The organism is Allokutzneria sp. NRRL B-24872 (assembly GCF_002155965.1).
Classification (GTDB): Bacteria; Actinomycetota; Actinomycetes; order Mycobacteriales; family Pseudonocardiaceae; genus Allokutzneria.
In genome coordinates, this window is record NZ_MUMH01000024.1 from 38,637 (window position 1) to 55,778 (window position 17,142).

Annotated in this window: 24 protein-coding genes and 1 tRNA gene; 13 read left to right on the top strand and 12 right to left on the bottom strand. The window is 71.0% G+C overall.

Features of this window, described 5'->3' with window-relative positions; translation table 11 throughout:
• The first annotated feature begins 95 nt into the window (after positions 1–95).
• Together CCN37_RS07255 and CCN37_RS07260 are read left to right on the top strand one after the other, a co-directional pair.
• Positions 96–545: a hypothetical protein gene (locus CCN37_RS07255; RefSeq protein WP_210407908.1), complete on the top strand. Its 450-nt coding sequence runs from the start codon at positions 96–98 to the stop codon at positions 543–545.
• Between the two features lie 78 nt (positions 546–623).
• Complete coding sequence (locus CCN37_RS07260) at positions 624–1,151, top strand: AAA family ATPase (protein ID WP_086819895.1); 528 nt, start codon at positions 624–626, stop codon at positions 1,149–1,151.
• Positions 1,152–1,372: 221 nt separating this feature from the next.
• Here CCN37_RS07260 and CCN37_RS07265 read toward each other — a convergent pair.
• A tRNA-Lys gene (locus CCN37_RS07265) sits at positions 1,373–1,445 on the bottom strand.
• A gap of 150 nt (positions 1,446–1,595) precedes the next feature.
• Between CCN37_RS07265 and CCN37_RS38855 the strand changes: the two genes are divergently transcribed.
• Entirely contained in the window at positions 1,596–2,102 is a 507-nt protein-coding gene (locus CCN37_RS38855; RefSeq protein ID WP_143261469.1) for a hypothetical protein, read from the top strand.
• On the opposite strand, the gene CCN37_RS07280 is transcribed toward CCN37_RS38855, so the two are convergent.
• Positions 2,062–4,530: an ABC transporter permease gene (locus CCN37_RS07280; protein ID WP_086819898.1), complete on the bottom strand. Its 2,469-nt coding sequence runs from the start codon at positions 4,528–4,530 to the stop codon at positions 2,062–2,064. The genes CCN37_RS38855 and CCN37_RS07280 overlap by 41 nt on opposite strands.
• Positions 4,527–5,300, bottom strand: coding sequence for an ABC transporter ATP-binding protein (locus CCN37_RS07285; protein ID WP_168200556.1), 774 nt, complete (start codon positions 5,298–5,300; stop codon positions 4,527–4,529). Before CCN37_RS07285 ends, CCN37_RS07280 begins: the two co-directional genes overlap by 4 nt.
• Positions 5,301–5,425: 125 nt before the next feature.
• On the opposite strand from CCN37_RS07285, the gene CCN37_RS07290 reads away from it, so the two are divergent.
• From CCN37_RS07290 to CCN37_RS39645, 3 genes are read left to right on the top strand one after another with little or no spacing between them, the layout of a single operon-like run.
• Positions 5,426–6,601: a sensor histidine kinase gene (locus CCN37_RS07290; RefSeq protein ID WP_246842865.1), complete on the top strand. Its 1,176-nt coding sequence runs from the start codon at positions 5,426–5,428 to the stop codon at positions 6,599–6,601.
• 3 nt (positions 6,602–6,604) lie between these two features.
• On the top strand, positions 6,605–7,249 hold the full coding sequence (locus CCN37_RS07295; protein WP_086819899.1) for a response regulator transcription factor: 645 nt from the start codon (positions 6,605–6,607) through the stop codon (positions 7,247–7,249).
• A gap of 39 nt (positions 7,250–7,288) precedes the next feature.
• The gene (locus CCN37_RS39645; RefSeq protein ID WP_168200557.1) at positions 7,289–7,426 is read left to right on the top strand and encodes a hypothetical protein; all 138 of its coding nucleotides are present in this window, start codon (positions 7,289–7,291) and stop codon (positions 7,424–7,426) included.
• A 17-nt stretch (positions 7,427–7,443) separates the two neighbouring features.
• On the opposite strand, the gene CCN37_RS07300 is transcribed toward CCN37_RS39645, so the two are convergent.
• Both CCN37_RS07300 and CCN37_RS07305 read right to left on the bottom strand, forming a co-directional pair.
• Positions 7,444–8,094 (bottom strand): Clp protease N-terminal domain-containing protein, encoded by a 651-nt coding sequence (locus CCN37_RS07300; protein WP_086819900.1) that lies wholly within the window; start codon positions 8,092–8,094, stop codon positions 7,444–7,446.
• The gene (locus CCN37_RS07305; RefSeq protein WP_086819901.1) at positions 8,091–8,339 is read right to left on the bottom strand and encodes a hypothetical protein; all 249 of its coding nucleotides are present in this window, start codon (positions 8,337–8,339) and stop codon (positions 8,091–8,093) included. Before CCN37_RS07305 ends, CCN37_RS07300 begins: the two co-directional genes overlap by 4 nt.
• A 65-nt stretch (positions 8,340–8,404) precedes the next feature.
• On the opposite strand from CCN37_RS07305, the gene CCN37_RS07310 reads away from it, so the two are divergent.
• From CCN37_RS07310 to CCN37_RS07320, 3 genes are read left to right on the top strand one after another with little or no spacing between them, the layout of a single operon-like run.
• Positions 8,405–8,932 carry an NUDIX domain-containing protein gene (locus CCN37_RS07310; protein ID WP_371503740.1) on the top strand — a complete coding sequence of 176 codons (528 nt, stop codon included), beginning with the start codon at positions 8,405–8,407 and terminating at the stop codon, positions 8,930–8,932.
• Positions 8,933–8,981: 49 nt separating this feature from the next.
• Complete coding sequence (locus tag CCN37_RS07315) at positions 8,982–9,251, top strand: hypothetical protein (RefSeq protein ID WP_086819903.1); 270 nt, start codon at positions 8,982–8,984, stop codon at positions 9,249–9,251.
• Positions 9,251–9,499 (top strand): hypothetical protein, encoded by a 249-nt coding sequence (locus CCN37_RS07320; RefSeq protein WP_143261470.1) that lies wholly within the window; start codon positions 9,251–9,253, stop codon positions 9,497–9,499. Before CCN37_RS07315 ends, CCN37_RS07320 begins: the two co-directional genes overlap by 1 nt.
• Here the strand turns inward: CCN37_RS07320 and CCN37_RS07325 are convergent.
• On the bottom strand, positions 9,496–9,912 hold the full coding sequence (locus CCN37_RS07325; RefSeq protein WP_246842866.1) for a VOC family protein: 417 nt from the start codon (positions 9,910–9,912) through the stop codon (positions 9,496–9,498). The two genes, CCN37_RS07320 and CCN37_RS07325, sit on opposite strands and share 4 nt — an antisense overlap.
• Positions 9,909–10,736, bottom strand: coding sequence for a helix-turn-helix domain-containing protein (locus CCN37_RS07330; RefSeq protein WP_246842867.1), 828 nt, complete (start codon positions 10,734–10,736; stop codon positions 9,909–9,911). The genes CCN37_RS07325 and CCN37_RS07330 overlap by 4 nt, the downstream gene beginning before the upstream one ends.
• A gap of 166 nt (positions 10,737–10,902) precedes the next feature.
• On the opposite strand from CCN37_RS07330, the gene CCN37_RS07335 reads away from it, so the two are divergent.
• Positions 10,903–11,529: an NAD(P)-dependent oxidoreductase gene (locus tag CCN37_RS07335; RefSeq protein ID WP_086819905.1), complete on the top strand. Its 627-nt coding sequence runs from the start codon at positions 10,903–10,905 to the stop codon at positions 11,527–11,529.
• On the opposite strand, the gene CCN37_RS07340 is transcribed toward CCN37_RS07335, so the two are convergent.
• Positions 11,526–12,668 carry an RNA polymerase sigma factor gene (locus CCN37_RS07340; protein ID WP_086819938.1) on the bottom strand — a complete coding sequence of 381 codons (1,143 nt, stop codon included), beginning with the start codon at positions 12,666–12,668 and terminating at the stop codon, positions 11,526–11,528. The two genes, CCN37_RS07335 and CCN37_RS07340, sit on opposite strands and share 4 nt — an antisense overlap.
• Positions 12,669–12,679: 11 nt before the next feature.
• Positions 12,680–13,087: a YciI family protein gene (locus tag CCN37_RS07345; RefSeq protein WP_086819939.1), complete on the bottom strand. Its 408-nt coding sequence runs from the start codon at positions 13,085–13,087 to the stop codon at positions 12,680–12,682.
• Between the two features lie 71 nt (positions 13,088–13,158).
• Here CCN37_RS07345 and CCN37_RS07350 point away from each other — a divergent pair, with 71 nt between their 5' ends.
• Positions 13,159–13,713: a suppressor of fused domain protein gene (locus CCN37_RS07350; protein ID WP_086819906.1), complete on the top strand. Its 555-nt coding sequence runs from the start codon at positions 13,159–13,161 to the stop codon at positions 13,711–13,713.
• Positions 13,714–13,715: 2 nt separating this feature from the next.
• Positions 13,716–14,525 carry a bifunctional 2-polyprenyl-6-hydroxyphenol methylase/3-demethylubiquinol 3-O-methyltransferase UbiG gene (locus tag CCN37_RS07355; protein WP_246842868.1) on the top strand — a complete coding sequence of 270 codons (810 nt, stop codon included), beginning with the start codon at positions 13,716–13,718 and terminating at the stop codon, positions 14,523–14,525.
• Here CCN37_RS07355 and CCN37_RS07360 read toward each other — a convergent pair.
• Together CCN37_RS07360 and CCN37_RS07365 are read right to left on the bottom strand one after the other, a co-directional pair.
• Positions 14,522–15,172 (bottom strand): HD domain-containing protein, encoded by a 651-nt coding sequence (locus CCN37_RS07360; RefSeq protein WP_210407909.1) that lies wholly within the window; start codon positions 15,170–15,172, stop codon positions 14,522–14,524. The genes CCN37_RS07355 and CCN37_RS07360 overlap by 4 nt on opposite strands.
• A gap of 17 nt (positions 15,173–15,189) precedes the next feature.
• Entirely contained in the window at positions 15,190–15,645 is a 456-nt protein-coding gene (locus tag CCN37_RS07365) for a MarR family winged helix-turn-helix transcriptional regulator (protein WP_086819908.1), read from the bottom strand.
• 102 nt (positions 15,646–15,747) lie between these two features.
• Here CCN37_RS07365 and CCN37_RS07370 point away from each other — a divergent pair, with 102 nt between their 5' ends.
• On the top strand, positions 15,748–16,125 hold the full coding sequence (locus CCN37_RS07370; protein WP_086819909.1) for a hypothetical protein: 378 nt from the start codon (positions 15,748–15,750) through the stop codon (positions 16,123–16,125).
• Here the strand turns inward: CCN37_RS07370 and CCN37_RS07375 are convergent.
• Positions 16,122–17,081, bottom strand: coding sequence for a hypothetical protein (locus tag CCN37_RS07375; protein WP_086819910.1), 960 nt, complete (start codon positions 17,079–17,081; stop codon positions 16,122–16,124). The genes CCN37_RS07370 and CCN37_RS07375 overlap by 4 nt on opposite strands.
• Positions 17,082–17,142 lie beyond the last annotated feature (61 nt).

Consider the following 17,142-nt stretch of genomic DNA (forward strand, 5'->3'; position numbering starts at 1 on the left):
CGTGTTCCCGTGGAAGCACTCTTGATCGGCGGAAGAGCCGGTGTTGCAAGACGACCGTCGCGTGGGAGATCTCGGCTCTGCTGCGCGCAGTCCCCGTGGCGCACGCTTTGATCGACGGGGATTTCATGGGCCAGATCCACCCCGCTCCCGAAGACGATCCGCACCGCTCGGAGATCACCGCGCTCAACCTCGCGGCCGTCTGGTCGAACTACGCCCGCCTCGGGCATTCCCGGCTCATCTACACGAACACGCTCTGCGTCATGCCTTGGGCGGCGTCGATGTTCACTCGTGCCATGGGCGCTGACCTGCGGATCGTTCGCATCTTGCTCACCGCCTCCGAGAGGACTGCCCGCGAGCGGCTCGTTCACCGCGAGTTGGGTTCGGAGCTCGACCAGGAGTTGGCCAACAGCGCCCGCAAAGCCCGCTTCCTCGACGAGGGGGTTCCTACCGACACCGTGCGCGTGGCGACTGATGACCGATCCGTGCCGGAGATCGCTCGCGAGGTGATCGCCGCCACTGGCTGGGCCGCCGTGACCGAGATGTGACTCGATGCCAACGATGGCATGGCCCATTTATCAGGTTTTTCTATTGAGGCTCGTTCACCGCCCGTTCATGCTGTCGCCATGGAGGTGCTGTTGATCGGGGGCCGGGCCGGAGTCGGGAAAACCACTGTCGCGTGGGAGATCTCGGCGCTGTTGCGAACTGTTCCCGTCGCGCACGTGGTGATCGACGGCGACCACATGTGCCAGTCCTATCCCGCTCCCGAAGGCGATCCGCACCGCTCGGAGATCACCACCCGCAACCTGGCGGCCGTGTGGTCGAACTACTTCCGCCTCGGTTACCGCCGGCTCATCTACACCAACACGCTGTGCGTTCTGCCGTCCGCCGCCGTGATGTTCCGGCGTGTCATGGGGTCCGGCGTGGATGTGATGCGCATCCTGCTCACCGCTTCCGACGCCACCGCCCATGCGCGGCTCGTTCAGCGGGAGCTGGGTTCGGAGCTTGACCGGGAGTTGGCCAACAGCGACCAGAAGGCTCGCCTCCTCGACCGGCGGTCTCCCGCTGACACCGTGCGCGTGGCGACTGATGACCGATCCGTGCCGGAGATCGCTCGCGAGGTGATCGCCGCGTCCGGGTGGACCACGGCGTGAGCACGAGTTCGCGTTAGCGCGTCGGGGTCGCGCCCGCACGGCGTTGCGGTAGAGCGATGATCGTCTTGGCGCTCAACGGTTTCGTCGACAGCACACCAACCGCGTGCAGCGCCGTCGTGGCCGAGCAAAAATCTTCGCAGTCACAATAGCTTCAGTGTTGACTGAAATATAATCCAGGGAAAGCAAAGCTGCACACCGCCCGGAGCCCGCAGTGGAGTGAGTAGGTCGCCGGGGACTCGAACCCCGAACCCGCTGATTAAGAGTCAGCTGCTCTGCCAGTTGAGCTAGCGACCTGAGTGGGGCCGCCCCCGATCACGGGGCGGCACCCTGGTCATGACGCGGCTGCGCCTTCGAGGGAGCCCTTCGTCATGACCGCCCCCCTTGCTTGCTTGTACGCTCCCCATCATCGGCAGCGCGCGCCAAGGGGGCAATCGAATTAACGTCGTGCTCGCGGGATTGTTCGTGCTCGCAACGGGTTTCCTGCCTTGGTGGAGCGTGCGCTACGCCTACAGCGACGCGACCGGCAGCGGCCACATCACGGAGACGGCGTCGGCGTGGGAGATGTCGACGCTGTGGTCGATCGCGTTGGTGCTCACCGCGACGGTCGCGGCGGGATGGGCCTGGTGGACGGCGAAGCGAGGGCGGCCGCCGCGTTGGATGCTGATCACGGCGTTGGCGTGCACGACGGTGTCGGTCCTCCTGGTTGTGCTCGCGCGTGCGGTCGCTTGGGCGCCGGGCTCGGGGACGGCGGAGTGGGTGATGAGCTGGTCGACGGGCGAGGACACGCTCGCGCAGAGCTGGATGGTGCGCGACCGGCTGCTCACCCGTGCCGACCCGGACCTCACCGTCGACGTCACGTGGGGGTTGTGGGTGGGGCTGGCGGCGATCGTGCTCGTGGCCGTGCTCGTGCTCACTCAGCGCGGAGTGCGTGCAGCGGGTGCGCGCGAGTGACGCGCCGCCCGGGCAGCCGGATCGAGAGAACGCCGGTCAGCACGGTCGCGGCGACGATCCCGGCGAACACCCACGGAGTGCCGGACGGCAGCGGGATCGACGTGAGCCGCAGCGACAGCACGGCCAGCGGGATCGCCGCGACCACCGTGCCCAGGGTGACCGCGATACCCACGATGATCACAGTCTCCGTGCGGAGCATGCGGGCGATCTGCCGCCGCGTGCCGCCGACGAGGCGCAGCAGGGCGAACTCGCGCGCACGCCCGGTCGTCACGGTCACGAGCGTGGTCGCCGAAGCGAGTGCGACGTAGGCCAGCACGAGGCCGAGCAACAGGCGGTTGAGCCACGCATTGGCCTCCAACTGGTTGTCCTGCGCGACACTCAACGCCGAACGGTCGCCCACCGTGAGACCGGGAAACAGCTCGCGCAGCCCAGAAGCCACATCGGCGTTCGGCGCGGCTGACACGAGGATCGCGTCCGCGAGGCGGTCGGTGGTGTGGGGAAGGACGACCTCGGCGGGCAGGAGCACGTCGCCGAAGCCCAGGTTCCCCTCGAACACCGCCACAACGCGGGGATGGGTGACAAAGCCGTCGCCGAGCACGAGTTCGACGCGGTCGCCGACGCGTTTGCCGAGCCACGAAGCCTCGGTCGAGCTGAGTGCGACGGTGTCACCGCGAAGCTCGGAGAACGAGCCGGACGCGACAGGAAGCCGCAGCACGGAAGCGACAGAAGAGTCGACGCCGTAAGCGGTAGAGCGCGAAAGCGGCTCCTGCGCAGCGCTGCGGTCGATCGCGACGACCTCGGTGGCGACGAGCGGAGATGCCGCCGTGACGCCGGGAACTCCGCGTGCGGCAACGGAAAGCGAAGCCGAGACACCGACGCCTTGGCCGGTCACCACGTAGTCCGCGACGGTGGCGGCGCGGGCCTGGACCTGGGTCGCGTCGATCAACGTGCTCTGCGTGTAGAACTGGCTGGTCGCGAAGCCGATTGTCAGCACGAGCGGAGTCACCGCCGCGGCGAGGCGACGCGAGCCCGCGGAGCTGTTCGCCGCCGCGAGATAGCTGGAAGCCCTGTGCCCGCGCAGCAATCGTGCTCCGGCGAAGCGCGTGAGCGCCGCCATCAGCCTAGGTCCGAGGAGCGCGAGGCCGATCACCGCGAGCAACGACGAGACCCCGGCGGGCACCACGGTGAGCTTCGCGGGCACGAAGAGCACGGCCACCACCGACGCGAGCGCCAAGCCGACGAGCACGCAGCCAACAGCGGTCCGGGCGCGACCGATCTCCGGACGCTCCACAGTGGACTCGCGGAGCGCTTCTACCGGGGACACCCGCACCCCGCGCCGCGCGGCCGACCACACCGCGATCCTGGCCGCCCCGAAGCACAGCACAGCGGCGGCGAGCGCGGGAACTGGGCCGATCGACAGGACGAAGCCGTCCGCGATCACGCCGATCCCCGCGAGCCCGTCGCGCAGCGAGTACGCGAGCAGATAGCCCGGCACCACGCCGATCGCGATGGCCGCGCCCGTCACCACCAACACCTCCCCGGCGAGCATGCGGTGGATCTGCCGGGGTGTGGCCGCGATCGCTCGCAGCAGCGCGATCTCCCTCCGCCGCTGGTGCACCATGAGGGACAGCGTGCTGGCCACCACGAAGATCACGATCATCAGCACGAAGCCGCTGAAGGAACCGGACACCAGCAACAACACGAAACGCGACTGCGCGGCGCTCAGGAACTCGATCTCACCTCTGTCCACACCGGACTTGACCACCGCGCGCGAAGAGAGCCCCTGCGAGGCCAAGGACTGTGACACGCGCGCGGCCAAAGCAGTGTCCGAGATGCCCGGCGACGGGAAGACCGCGAGAGCGGTAGCGCCGCCCGGAAGCGAAGCGAAGTAGAGCCCGGAGTCCACGACACCGCTGACCCGGTACTCCACGGCCTCGCCGTCCGTGGCGATCCGCACCGTGGCCCCAACCGACGCAACATCAGCGCCGACCACGACTTCGCCGACACCGGGGGTCGAGCCACCGAGCAACGTGACCGGAGTGATCTTCGTGGAAGCCCAACCGTGGCCGGGCATCCCGATCACCTGGCCACTCGAAGTGATCACGCGCGCGGAGACGCTGACGTCGCTGACCGCCTCGCGGACTCCGGGCGTCGAGGCAACGGCGGAGACGACCTCAGCAGGCACCAGAGCGCGCTCCGGCAACCATTCGACCGGATCGATGTTCTCCTCGACGGGGACCGTGACGGACTGCGTGGCACCGACAACGACCGGCGCCCCCGCATAGCGCTGCGGAGCGATCCCCGCGAACAACCCTGACTGCAACAACACTCCGCACGCCGTGATGAGCACGACGCCGCCGAGCACCGCGAGGAACGCGGACACGAAGCTCGTGCGGTGCGAGCGAACCGACTGCCACGCGATCTTCATGCCCGCCGCCCCAGGTGCGCCATGCGCGCCGCGACGGCGTCAGCGGTCGGATCGTCCAGCGAGTCCACGATCGCGCCGTCCGCCAGGAACAGCACGCGGTGCGCGTAGGACGCGGCGACCGGATCGTGCGTGACCATCACGACCGTCTGTCCGCGCGTGTCGACGAGTTCTCGCAGGAGCCGCAACACCTCCGCCGCGGTCGTGGTGTCGAGCGCGCCCGTCGGCTCGTCGGCGAAGACCGCGTCCGGCCTGGTGATCAGCGCGCGGGCGATCGCGACGCGCTGCTGCTGTCCGCCGGAGAGCTGGTTCGGGCGGCGGCCGAGCAGTCCGCCGAGCCCGACCGCGCTGGCGATCTCCATCAGCCACGCGGGATCGGCCGAGCGCCCGGCGAAGCGCAGTGGGAGCGTGATGTTGTCCGCGACGCTCAGCGCGGGGATCAGGTTGTAGGACTGGAAGACGAAGCCGATGCGGTCGCGGCGCAGCTCGGTGAGCTTGGTCTCGGACAGTCCACCGAGGTCGGTTCCGCCCAGCAGCACGCGCCCGGACGTGGGCCGGTCGAGCCCGGCGGCCAGGTGCAGGAACGTGCTCTTGCCGGAGCCGGACGGCCCCATCACAGCAGTGAGGACGCCGCGCGGCAGGGCGGTGGTGACCGCCTTCAGCGCGGTCACGCGGTTCTGCCCGGAGCCGTAGACCATGGTCGCCGCCTCCAGCCGGACAGCGTGCCCGGTCCCCGTCTCACCCACCGCGACCAGCTGCTGCCGTGTCATCATGATGTGCCTTCCGTCCAGCGTTTTCCGACGTCAGGACGGTAGGTCGGCGGGAGCGGCGGCAACCATCCCGCGCGCGCCCCTGTCGATGGTGGAGCCTGCTCCACCCCTTCTCTGGAGCAGCCCGGGTGAAGCAGTGGAAGTACCTCGCGGGCACGATGGTCGTCGGCCTCGCGGCGATGGTGTCCGCGGTGCTGCTGCTGGCCTGCGTGGTCATGATCGTGACGCTGCCGCTGCTGCCCAGGGTCGCCGGGCTCGCGCGGCGGCTCGCGGCGTTCGAACGCGGCCGTACCGGGCGGTTCCTCGGCACCACGGTCCCTGAGCCCCCGCGCGAGGGCGGAGACCCGTTCGTCGAGCTGCTCAGCGCCTCCAGCCGTCGTGAACTCGGGTGGCTGGCAATGCAGGCGCTGCTGGGGACACTGGTCGGCACGGTGGCGATCGGCTCGCCCGCCGGGGTCGTGCAGAACGTCGTGTTCGCCGCGATCTGGCCGTACTTCCCGGGAATCACCACGACCGTGGACATGCCGATCCGGTCGTGGACCGACGCCGGGCTGGCGGTGCTGACCGCGGCGGCCTACGGCTTGCTCGGCGTGCTCCTCGTGCCGCGCCTGGCCCGGTGGTACTCGCGGGTCAGCGCCGCGCGCCTCGCGCCGCCGAGCCGGAGCCTGGTGGAGCGCTTGGCCGAGGTCACCGCGACGCGCGCGGCGGCTCTCGAAGCGCACGGCACGGAGCTGCGGCGCATCGAGCGCGGCCTGCACGACGGCACGCAGAACCGGCTCGTCGCGGTCGTGATGCACCTCGGCATGGCGGAGCGAGCGTTGCGCCGCAATCCCGACGCCGCGTTGCCGTTGGTGCTCACGGCGCAGAACGCGGCGACCGACGCGCTGACCGAGCTGCGCGAAGTGGTCCGCAGCATCTACCCGCCGGTGCTCGCCGACCGGGGGCTTGAAGGGGCGGTGACCTCGCTCGCGGCGCACTGCGCGATCCCGTGCACGCTCGGCATCGGAGAGCTGCCGCGCCTGCCCGCTGCTGTCGAAGCGGCGGCGTACTTCGTGATCGCCGAGGCGTTGACCAACGCGGTGAAACACAGTGGCGCCAAGCAGATTACCGTCGGGTTGTGGATGCGGGACCGCGCTCTCGTCGTGGAGATCACAGATGACGGCACGGGTGGCGCCGACGAGGAGCAGGGCAGCGGACTGCTCGGAATCCGCCGCCGCGTGGACGCATTCGACGGCCTCACCGAGATCACCAGCCCGCACGGCGGACCCACCGTCGTGCGCGTCGCCATCCCTGCGGGAGCATGAGCCGTGCGCATCGTGATCGCCGAGGACGACGCCCTGCTCCGCGAGGGCCTCACCCACCTGTTGCGGGCCGAGGGCATGGAGGTCACCTCCGCCGTCGACAACCCGTCCGCCCTGCTCACCGCGGTCGCCGAGGACCGGCCGGACGTGGCTGTGGTGGACGTGCGCATGCCGCCGAGCTTCACCGACGAGGGACTGCGCGCGGCGGTGGAGGCCCGGCGGCTGCATCCCGGGCTCGCCGTGCTGGTGCTGTCGGCGCACGTGGAGGACAGCTACGCGGCGGAGCTACTGGCGGACGGCAGCGGGGGAGTCGGCTACCTCCTCAAGGAGCGGGTCGGCAAGGTCGAGGACTTCCTGGACGCGTTGGAGCGCGTGGCCTCCGGCGGGACCGCGATGGACCCGGAAGTGGTGTCGCAGCTGCTTGTCCGGCGGCGCGGCGACGATCCGCTGCACGGGCTGACCCCGCGCGAGCGCGAAGTGCTGGCGCTGATGGCGGAGGGCCACTCCAACGCGACGATCGGGTCCACGCTCGTGGTGAGCGACAGCGCCGTGCACAAGCACATCGGCAACATCTTCTCGAAGCTCGGCCTGCCCGCCACCGATGCCGGGCACCGCCGGGTGCTGGCCGTGCTGGCGTACCTGCGGGCCTGAGGTCAGCGCAGCGCGCGGGAGAGCGCGGTCGCGTACGCAGTGAGCTGGAGCCGCATCGCGATGCGGCGCAAGGGGTTCGGCGTCCAGCGGCGTGCCCAGGAGCCGGTGAGCGTGATCGTCGTGCCGCCGGCGGTCTCGGCGAGGGAGGCGGTCAGCCAGTGCAGGCCCGCCCAGTGACCCGGCCAGCGAACCTCCTACTCCAGGGTGTGCACGACGTTGCTGAGCTCGCGCAGCTCGAAGCGCCGTCCGGTGGTCAGCGTCATTTCCCAGCGGCTGTCGGTCACGGGCTCGGCGTGGACGACCGCCGTGTCCCATTCGGGACGCCGCGCCGGATCGGCGAGCAACGCCCACACGGTCTTCACCGGTGCGGGAATGAATCCACTGTGGACGGCTGTGCGAGGTAGTTTCGGTTGTGGCGGAACGGCTTCTGCGGCTTGGTGCACCTCGTCGGCAGTGAGGCCAAGTTGGCGCAGGATGGCATCGACCAGCCCGCTGGGCTCGTCGACGAGCGCGCGCAGAATCCCGATGTCGTCGCGCGCCTGGACGACCTCGACGGCGCGCTCAGAGAAGTAGATCTCCCGGCTGCCCGGCTCGCGGATCGGGCTCGTCGGGATCGGCGGGGCTTCGATCCCCAGGCTCGCGATCCGTTCCGCGTGCACGGCCTCCACGGCGGCGCGGGCGCGCTCCACGGTGATTCCGAGCCCTCGCAACGTGTTCCCGGCTCCGCCGCCGGAGAGCAGCAGCGCGAGGAACAGGTGCTCGACGTCCACCTCCGGGTGCCCCCGGCGCGAGGTCTCGTCCCTCGCCAGGACGGACAGGTTCGCCGCCATCACGTACTTCGTCACCCTCTGTTCCTTCGTGGCACCTCGATGGAGGGGTCGATCCGCTTGGCGTACTTCTTGTGCACGGCCTGCCGGGACACGCCGAGCGCCTCGGCGATCTCCAGCCAGCTCATGCCCGCCCGCAGCGCGGCTTCGACCTGGCTGAACTCCAGGGCCTCGGCCAGCAGGCGCAGTGAGGACACCGCGCGCAGTCCGGCTCTCGGGTCCGACACGTCGGCGGCGACGGACGTGACGTCCCGTGGCTCCATGGCTGGCAACCTACATTGCTAAGTGCGGCGTTAGCAACCGAGGTTGCTTGATGCACAATCGTGGGATGAGCATCAGGACCGTGTCATCCAAGGTCGTGTACGAGAACCCGTGGTTGTCGGTGCGCGAGGACCGCGTCGAACACCTCGACGGGACGCCGGGGCTGTTCTCGGTGGTCGACAAGCCGGACTTCGCGCTGGTGATCCCGTGGGAGAACGACGGCTTCCACCTCGTCGAGCAGTACCGGTACGCGGTGGGCGCGCGGTCGTGGGAGTTCCCGGCCGGGTCCTTCCCACAGGGGGAGAGCGGCACGCCCGAGCAGATGGCCGCGGCCGAGCTGGCCGAGGAGACCGGTTTCGTGGCGGGGCGGATCGAGAAGATCGGCTACACGCACAGCGCGAACGGGATGTCCGGCATCGGCGCGCACGTGTTCCTCGCGACCGAGCTGACCGGCGGCGAGCCGAACCGCGAGGTGACCGAGCAGGACATGCGGCAGCAGTGGTTCTCCCGGGCCGAGGTCGAGGACATGGTGCGCGGCGGCCTGATCACCGACGCGCCGACCCTGGCGGCCTACCTGATGTGGAGCCTTCGCTAGGCCGGGGCGGTCGCGGGCGACACGGAGCGTGGTGGTTCAATCTCGCGCTGTGAACGTGGCGGAACTGGTGCTGCGCCTGCCCGAGCTCGGCCTGACCGAGGACGCGATCGGGGCGGGCTCGCTCGTGCGCGACCGGATGTGCGTCGCGCAGGACCCGGAATCGCGGAGGTGGGCCGCCGGGTTCATCGACGGCAACGGGCGCCCGGGGCGGTGGCGCGCCTTCGCCGACGAGTCGGCGGCGTGCTGGTACCTCTACGGCGAGCTGGCCGCCGACCAGGTGTGGCGCGGCGCGCTCGGACCGGTGGGGGGCGGGCGCTGATGCAGGCGAAGCTGTTCGAGCGCAACCTGGTCCGGCTGGGCATCGCCCCGTTCGACCCCACCCGCGCGGCCGCGAACCGGTGGCACGCCGAACCCTCCGGCTCCGCGTGGCGGGTGCGCCTGCTGGACGCGGGCTGCTCGCCGGTGTTCTCCGTCGACGTGCCCGACCAGGACGCGGCGTGCACCTACATCCTGGGCAGGCTCGTCGCCGAAGGACTCGCGGCCCGCGCCATCGCCGTCAGGGACTAGCTCCCCGCGTAGGTGCCGAAGGACCAGAGGTTGCCGTCGGCGTCGCGGACGTCGAAGGCGCGCGAGCCGTAGTCGGTGTCGTGCAGCTTGCGCAGCACCTCAACGCCTTCCGCGGTCTCCACGCGCTCCCAGACGCGGTCGATCGTGGCGGTGTCCGGGGCGACCACGTACACGCCCTGCGGGCCGAGCGAACCCCAGTCCCCGCGCTTGCCGCGCGAGCCGAACATGACGCCGCCGCCGGCGGGCCAGCGCGCCTCGGCGTGCTCGACGACACCATCGTCGGAGCGGTGGACCACGGTGACCACGAAGCCGAAAACCTCGGTCAGCACACGGATTCCGGCGTCCACGTCGGTGAAGCCGACACTGGGCCAGACGGTGGGGGCAGGCGGCTGGGGCAGGTTGGGAGTGCTCATGCCGGAGATCCTGACCGCTGCCCGGCCGCCTCGTCTTGAACGAATGGGAGCTCGTCGAGCACCCACCGCCCGACGCTGCACCCGGCCAGCGCCCGCCATTCCCTGGCCAGGTGCGACTGGTCGGCGAACCCGCACAGCGCGGCGACCTCGGCGAGCGGGGGCCCGGTGGGGGAGCCCAGCAGCCGCCGCGCCGCCTCGAACCTGGCGACCCGCGCGGCCTGCTTCGGCGTGAACCCGGTGGCCAGGCGGAAGCGCTCGGTGAGGTGGCGTCGGCTCCAGCCCACGTGCGCGGCCAGCGAGTCCACCCTCGCCCGCCCGTCGCCGTCGAAGATCACCCGCCACGCTTCGGCCACCTCCGGCGGCAGTTCGGCGGTGCGGTCGCCGAGCCTGCGCAACAGCGCCTCGTCCAGCAGCGCGAAGCGTTCCGCCCACGCGGGAGTGCTGTGCAGGCGCTCGACGAGCAGCGCGGCGTCACGACCGAAGAGCTGGCCGAGGTCGAGCACCTGGTCGAACAGCTCCCCGGCGGGCAGTCCGAGCAACGTGCGCGCGCCCAACGGGGTCAAGCCGTACTGCACGCCCTCCTGCGGCCGTGAAGCGTCGATCAGCGCGGGCCTGGTGTGCAGACCGCCGACGACGCCGTGCGCGGCGACGGAGCTTTCCAGACCTTCAACGCGAAGCGGCTCGTGCAGGTCCAGCACCAGAGTGAGGTGCCGCGAGGGCAGGCCGCGGTGCACGCCGCTCGCGCTGGCGGGCACGTGGTAGCCGTGCGCGGCCGAGACGAACGGGCTCAGCGCACGCGGCGGGTGGTGGACGAACAGCGGCACGCCACGATCATCCACCCGCGAAGCGCCCGGCGCAGTGACCCTCGAACGAGGGGTCTGCGGCGCCACCGGGGTGAGCGGGGTCGTTCGACCGCTCCCGTGTGAGAGGGTCCCTGCGGTCGGCGCGCGGCGTGGGGACGGATGCGCGCGCCGGGAACAGGAGCGTGCGATGAGGCTGGTCGTTCTGGGTGCCAGTGGCGGGCTCGGCCGGGAGGTCGTCGAGCTGGCGCTCAGCGAGGGCCATTCCATCAGGGCCTTCGTCCGCGATCCGGCGGCGCTGGCGTTCTACGAGAGCGGCCCCTACCACCAAGGGCTCTCCGTCGTCGCGGGCGACGTCTTAGACCCCGGCACGCTGGACGGGCTCTTCGTCGGGGCAGATGCGGTGATCTCGGCGATCGGCTCCCCCGGGAACGGGCCGAGCGTGGTGCGGACCCTGGGCTACCGCAACGTGGTCGACGCGATGGAGCGGCAGGGCGCGCCGATGCTGGCCGCCGCCTCCGTCGCCGCCGTCGAACCCGGCGTGAACCCGATGGCGCTGACCTCCGCGATGACCCACCGCCACCTGCTCAAGGACGTGCGCGCGATGGAGGAGGTCATCGAGGAGAGCACGCTGGACTGGGTGATCGTGCGCGCGCCCAAGCTCACCGACGGCCCCCCGACGGGGAACTACCGCTTCGCCAACCGCAGGCCCCCGCTCGGCGGCGTGATGATCTCGCGCGCCGACATGGCCGAGGCGATGCTGTCCTGCCTGCACGGCCCCGGCCGCCGCCTCGGCACCATCGCCGTCGCCTACTAGCTCTCGCTCGCGTTGAGCCTCGCCGCCTGCCGGGTCAGGTGCGCGCGCTCCGCAAGGTTGGACGCCTTGTCCGCGGCTTCGACGTACAGGCGCGCCGCCTTGGCCGCATCGCCGTCGCGCTCATGCAGGTACGCGGCCACCGCCGTGTGGCGCGGCAGCGATTCGTCCAGCGGCGCCAACGCTTCCAGGCCCGCTCGCGCGCCCTGAGCCTCGCCGACCGCGACCGCGCGGTTGAGCCGCACGACGGGGTTGTCGGTCAGCTTCGCCAGCTCGTCGTACCACTCCACGATCTGCGCCCAGTCGGTGTCCCCTGCGGTCGGCGCGTCGGCGTGCAGGGCCGCGATCGCCGCCTGCGCCTGGAACTCGCCGAGCTGGTCGCGCGCGAGGGCCACCTGCAAGATCGCGACCCCTTCGGTGATCGACGCGGTGTCCCACGCCTCGCGGTCCTGCTCAGCGAGCGTCACCAAGCTCCCGTCCGACGCCGTTCGGGCCGCGCGCCGCGCGTGGTGCAACAACATCAGCGCGAGCAGCCCCGCGACCTCGGGGTGGTCGATCACGGCCGCGAGTTGGCGCGTGAGGCGGATCGCCTCCACTGCGAGGTCGACATCACCGGAGTAGCCCTCGTTGAACACCAGGTACAGCACGCGCAGCACCGTCGCGACATCGCCGGGCTGGTCGAACTTCACGCTGGAGACCGTGCGCTTGGCGCGGCTGATGCGTTGCGCCATGGTCGCTTCCGGCACCAGGTAGGCCTCCGCGATCTGCCGCGTGGTGAGCCCGCCGACCGCGCGCAACGTCAGCGCTACAGCGGAAGACGGCGTCAGCGATGGGTGCGCGCACAGGAAGCAGAGCTGGAGCGTGTCGTCCACCGAGGACACCGGCCCCTGCTCCGGCTGCGCGTCGATCACGTCCTCGCGTTGGCGTCTCGCCGTCTCCGAGCGCGTCGCGTCCAGGAACTTCCGCCAGGCCGCCGTCACCAACCAGCCCTTGGGGTCCCTCGGCGGGTCCTGCGGCCACACCCGGATCGCTTCGACGAGCGCGTCCTGCACGGCGTCCTCCGCCGCCGCGAAGTCCGCGCCGCGCCGCACGAGCACGCCGATCACGCTCGGGGTCAAGCTCCTGAGCAGGGTCTCGTCCACGCTCACGCGGCTCACTCGACGATCAGCGGCTGCTCGCCGTACAGCGGTCGCACTTCCAGCCACTCGTGGATCGGCTTCCCACCAGCGCCCGGCGCCGCCGACAGCTCCGCGGCGAGTTCGAGCGCGCGCTCCTGGCTGTCCACGTCGATCACCGTCCAGCCCGCGATCAGGTCCTTGGTCTCGGCGAACGGGCCGTCGGTCACCGGAGGGCGGCCTTCGCCGTCGTAGCGCACGAACGCGCCCCCCGGGGCGAGCGCGCGGTGGTCGACGAACTCCCCGGAAGCCTTGAGCCGGTCGGCGAAGTCGTTCATGTACGAGATGTGGGCGGAGACCTCCTCCGGGCTCCACTGGTCCATGGGCACGTCGTTGACCGCGGCGGGGGCGCCTCGGTAGTGCTTGAGCAGGAGGTACTTGGGCATGGCGGCCATTGTGTCCGCCGCCCCGCCCCGGTTCCAGCGTGGCTCGGGACCGTTGCTGGGAAGCTTGTCCGATGAGCGAGGCGGTGGAGGCGCACGTCCGTGCCTTCTTTGTGGGACACGAGGTCGACGTGGTCGACGTGGACATGGGCACGAGGCGGGACGTGGTGCCGGAGCTTCGAGTGCTCGTGGTCGGGCCGGGACCGCGCGGCGGGGGCTGGGCCTACGTGACCGTGGGGTGCTGGGCGCTCGTGCAGGAGGACGGGTGCGGGGTGGAGTTCGTCATGACCTCGGCGCAGCGCCACCAGCGGTTCGTCGACCTCATGGCAATGGTCGCGTACTACCACTGCGGCGGACATCAGCTCGACTTGGAGCACAGCCTGCCGATCGGTGAGCCGTGGGTGCCGGGCTCGACCTGCGACCAGCTGCTGGTCAGCCTGCCCTACCTGCATGGGCCGGACTTCGAGATCTGCCCGATGCCAGGCGGCCACGCGCGCATCCTGTGGACGCTTCCGGTGACCACGGCCGAGATCGAGTACCGCCGGGAGCACGGCAACGAAGCGCTGGAACAGCTCTTTGACGACGCCGCGATCATCCCCACCGATCCGTTCCGTGCGTCGGTGGTGTGAGCGTGTGGGAGTGGGACTCCTCGCTCTACTCCGGCAGCGCGGCCCACTACGCGCGCGGGCGCATCGCCTATCCCGACGCGGTCGCTGACGCGCTCGCCATTGAGCTGGGGCTCGACGGGACGGGGCGGCTGCTCGACGTCGGGTGCGGGCCGGGGTCGCTGACTTTGTTGCTGGCCAACGCTTTCAAGGAGGTCGTGGGGCTCGACGCGGACGCCGGGATGATCGACGAAGCCCGTCGGGCCGGGGTGGTCAACGCGCGGTGGGTGCGCATGCGCGCGGAGGACCTGCCCGCAGACCTGGGTCGGTTCCAGGTGATCACCTTCGCCCAGTCGCTGCACTGGATGGACCGGCCGAAGGTCTTGGCGGCGGCCCGCGGCATGCTCGAAGCCGGGGGAGCGTGCGCGCACGTGCACGCGACGACGCACCAAGGCGTGGACACGGATGTGCTTCTGCCGCACCCGTTTCCGCCGCAAGCGGAGATCGCGGAGCTGGTGCGCTCCCACCTCGGGCCGATCCGGCGCGCGGGCCTGGGCAGCCTGCCGAACGGGACGGCCGGGGGAGAAGCGGAGATCTACCGGACCGTCGGGTTCACCGGGCCGAGGCGGATCGTGGTGCCGGGTCGCGCGGTGATCCGCGAGCTGGACGACGTCGTGGCGGCGGTCTTCTCGCTGTCCAGCTCCACACCGCAGCTGTTCGGCGAGCGCCGCGCCGAGTTCGAGGAAGACCTCCGCGAACTCCTGCGCGGCGCCAGCGAGAACGGGGTGTTCAGCGCATGGGCGCGCGAGGTCGTGATCGACCTCTGGCAGCCCTAGCCCGGCCAGCCGACGTGGTCGTTCCAGCTCGGCTCCCGGGCCATGAGGTCGTGCCACGTTGGCCACTGCGCGCCGGTGGTCTGGCGCACCAGTTCGCCGGGCAGGGTGAACGGGGGCGCCTTCTGCGGCTTGGCCAGCGCCTGGTCGACGATCGCCTTGTGCAGGGCGGCGGCGCCGTGCAGCCGGGGGAACTCCGCGTGCACGCGCTCGGCGTAGCCCTCGGGCAGCGGGTGGTCGCGGTTCGGCCCCAGGTCGTAGCCCGCGCCGAGCGTCACGAGCGCGATCTCCGGCCGTTTGCGCTGTGCGACCTCGAAGCACAGGTGCAGGGCGATCGCGTCCCAGACGACCTCGACCCGATCCGCCGAGACGCCCTGGTCGGTCAGGAACCGAGCGGCGAGGTCGGCGCCGTCGATGTCGAAGCTCTGGTCGCCGTCGCCCTCCTCGCTGAGCCCGATGTCGTGCAGCACGCAGCCGAGGAACAGCAGCTCGTCGTCGTAGTCGAGCCCGGCGCGCCACCCTCGGCGCTCGCCGAGGAACCGGCCGTAGAGGTAGGTGCGCATGCTGTGGTTGAAGATCGCGGGCGCTTCGGCGCGCCGGGCGAAGCGCACGGCCTCCACCGCCAGCTCGGTCTGCGGGAACTGGTCCAAGACAGGGCCTCCAAGCTTCAGGGTGGCTGAAGCCTAGTGGAACCTTCAGGCAAACTGAAGGCGGCCCGCACGGCTTCGCCGAGCCGTCGCTGGACCGGGTCCGCCCCCGCGCCGAACAGACGCTCGTCGACCTCGGCGCTGACCTCGCGCGCGGCGTTCAGCAACCGGGTGCCCTCCTCGGTCAACTCGATCGTCGACGCCGAGCCCGCCCTGGCGGTGCTGTCGCGCACCAGGCCGGCGGCCACGAGCCCCTTCACGGCGCTGTGCGCGGACTGCACGGAGATCCCGGACATCCGCGCCAGGTCGCTGAAGGACGCACCCGGCACGCCCGCGATGTGGCCGAGCAGACCGAGCCTGCGCACCGTGAGCTCCAGCGGGGCGAGGGCCGTGGTCAGCTCGTCCTCGATCTGCCTGGCCAGCGCCAGGACCACGATCGAGGTGCTCGTCACGGGTGGGCCGTTCTCCGTCGTCACCGCGACAGTCTGCCGGGTACGCCGTCCCATCGGGCGCCAAGCCGCGCGAACCCCTGCCGTCGGCGGGCGAAATCGGTTCCGCCGCCTCCTACGCAAGAGCGCATGGCACGGCGGAGCCCGCAGGAGGAGAAGACACTCAGCTACGAGAAGGACCGGCGCAACGACTACGGCGAGAACGACAAGAGTTCGCGCAAGAACATCCGGCGCAACAAGCGGTTGCCGAACCGCGCGGACCGGCACCGCGAGCGCGGGCTGCTGGCCCCCGCGACGGGCGCGGTCGAGCTGGAGGCGGCCGAGCGCGCCGAGATCGCCCTGCACGCGAAGAAGTCGATGTGGGACACGAAGCGGTGGCGCAAGTGGCGGGACAGCCCGCTGCGCGATGTCGTGATCCACAAGCTGCGCCGCCGCGCCGCGCTGGGGATGCTCGGCCCGGACGAGAGCGAGCGCCGCGCGGACCGCGTTCGCCGCCGCGCGCGCTAACCACGGGAGGGCAACGGGATCAGCGCCTGCTGGCCGAAGTCCTGCCAGTCGGGGTCGTAGCCGTCGGCGTCCTCGGGCAGGGCGAGCTGCCGGGGCGCGGCGGCGATGGTCCGCAGTTCCTCCGAGGTCGGTATGGCGACCGGAAGTCCTTGTACGGCAAGGGTTCCGGCCGCGCGCGAGAGCTGGATCGGCGTGATCCCCCTGCCGAGGCCCGCCCGGAGCGCGGAGCGGGCGACGAGCCGGGTCAGCTCGATCGCGGCCAGCGGCCGGGGCTGCACGGGGTGGACGAACACCTGCCGGAGGCCGGTGTCGGGGCGCTCGGTGAGCCACGCGCTGATCAGCCCCAGCACGGGAGGCGGCAGCGGGACGAAACGCGCGCGGTCGCGGATTCCGCCGGCCCTGCGGATGTCGCGCAGCGTCGCGGTGGTGACGCGTTCGGGCCGCCAGTGCAGGCACAGCACCAGGCTCACCATGCTCGCGCCGAGCGCACCGCCGAGCCACGGGTCCCGGTGCGCCTGCTCCACGACCGCGCGCAGTGCCGCCGCGTCCAGCTCGGGTGGTCGTCGGCGTGGGTGCGGGACGTAGGAGGCGACCGAGTCGATCGCGCGCGCTTGGCGCACGGGGTTGTCCACGACCAGGCCGATGCTGGCGCAGTAGCGGTAGAAGGAGCTCAACGCAGTGGCCGCGGTGGCGACGGTGTTGCGGCACCGCACCGGGAACTCCTCGTCGCCGAAGTCGTGGCGGCGAGCGGACAGGGCTCGGCAGTACTCCACGACGTCCTCGGGCCGCGCGCCGAGGAGGTGGCGCCGCTGGTGCAGCAGCAGCCACAGGGCGAACGCGCCGACGTGGCGGCTGTAGCGGACGCGGGTGTGGCGGGAGGCCAGGGTGGCCAACCACGCGGAGACCAACCGCACGAAGCCCGCGGTGGTGACCGGAGAGCGCGAGGGATCTTCCATGCCGACGATGGTGACACCTACCCCTGACAAAGTGCTCTGAGCGGCGAAAACGGTCATTTCA

Bases quoted from the DNA above. Each gene is read 5' to 3' on its own strand.
- CCN37_RS07345 (WP_086819939.1), bottom strand. From the start codon at position 13,087: ATGCCCAAGTACCTCCTGCTCAAGCACTACCGAGGCGCCCCCGCCGCG.
- CCN37_RS07350 (WP_086819906.1), top strand. From the start codon at position 13,159: ATGAGCGAGGCGGTGGAGGCGCACGTCCGTGCCTTCTTTGTGGGACAC.
- CCN37_RS07335 (WP_086819905.1), top strand. From the start codon at position 10,903: ATGAGGCTGGTCGTTCTGGGTGCCAGTGGCGGGCTCGGCCGGGAGGTC.
- CCN37_RS07375 (WP_086819910.1), bottom strand. From the start codon at position 17,081: ATGGAAGATCCCTCGCGCTCTCCGGTCACCACCGCGGGCTTCGTGCGG.
- CCN37_RS07320 (WP_143261470.1), top strand. From the start codon at position 9,251: ATGCAGGCGAAGCTGTTCGAGCGCAACCTGGTCCGGCTGGGCATCGCC.
- CCN37_RS07305 (WP_086819901.1), bottom strand. From the start codon at position 8,339: ATGGAGCCACGGGACGTCACGTCCGTCGCCGCCGACGTGTCGGACCCG.
- CCN37_RS07325 (WP_246842866.1), bottom strand. From the start codon at position 9,912: ATGAGCACTCCCAACCTGCCCCAGCCGCCTGCCCCCACCGTCTGGCCC.
- CCN37_RS07370 (WP_086819909.1), top strand. From the start codon at position 15,748: ATGGCACGGCGGAGCCCGCAGGAGGAGAAGACACTCAGCTACGAGAAG.
- CCN37_RS07280 (WP_086819898.1), bottom strand. From the start codon at position 4,530: ATGAAGATCGCGTGGCAGTCGGTTCGCTCGCACCGCACGAGCTTCGTG.
- CCN37_RS07285 (WP_168200556.1), bottom strand. From the start codon at position 5,300: ATGATGACACGGCAGCAGCTGGTCGCGGTGGGTGAGACGGGGACCGGG.
- CCN37_RS07310 (WP_371503740.1), top strand. From the start codon at position 8,405: ATGAGCATCAGGACCGTGTCATCCAAGGTCGTGTACGAGAACCCGTGG.
- CCN37_RS07260 (WP_086819895.1), top strand. From the start codon at position 624: ATGGAGGTGCTGTTGATCGGGGGCCGGGCCGGAGTCGGGAAAACCACT.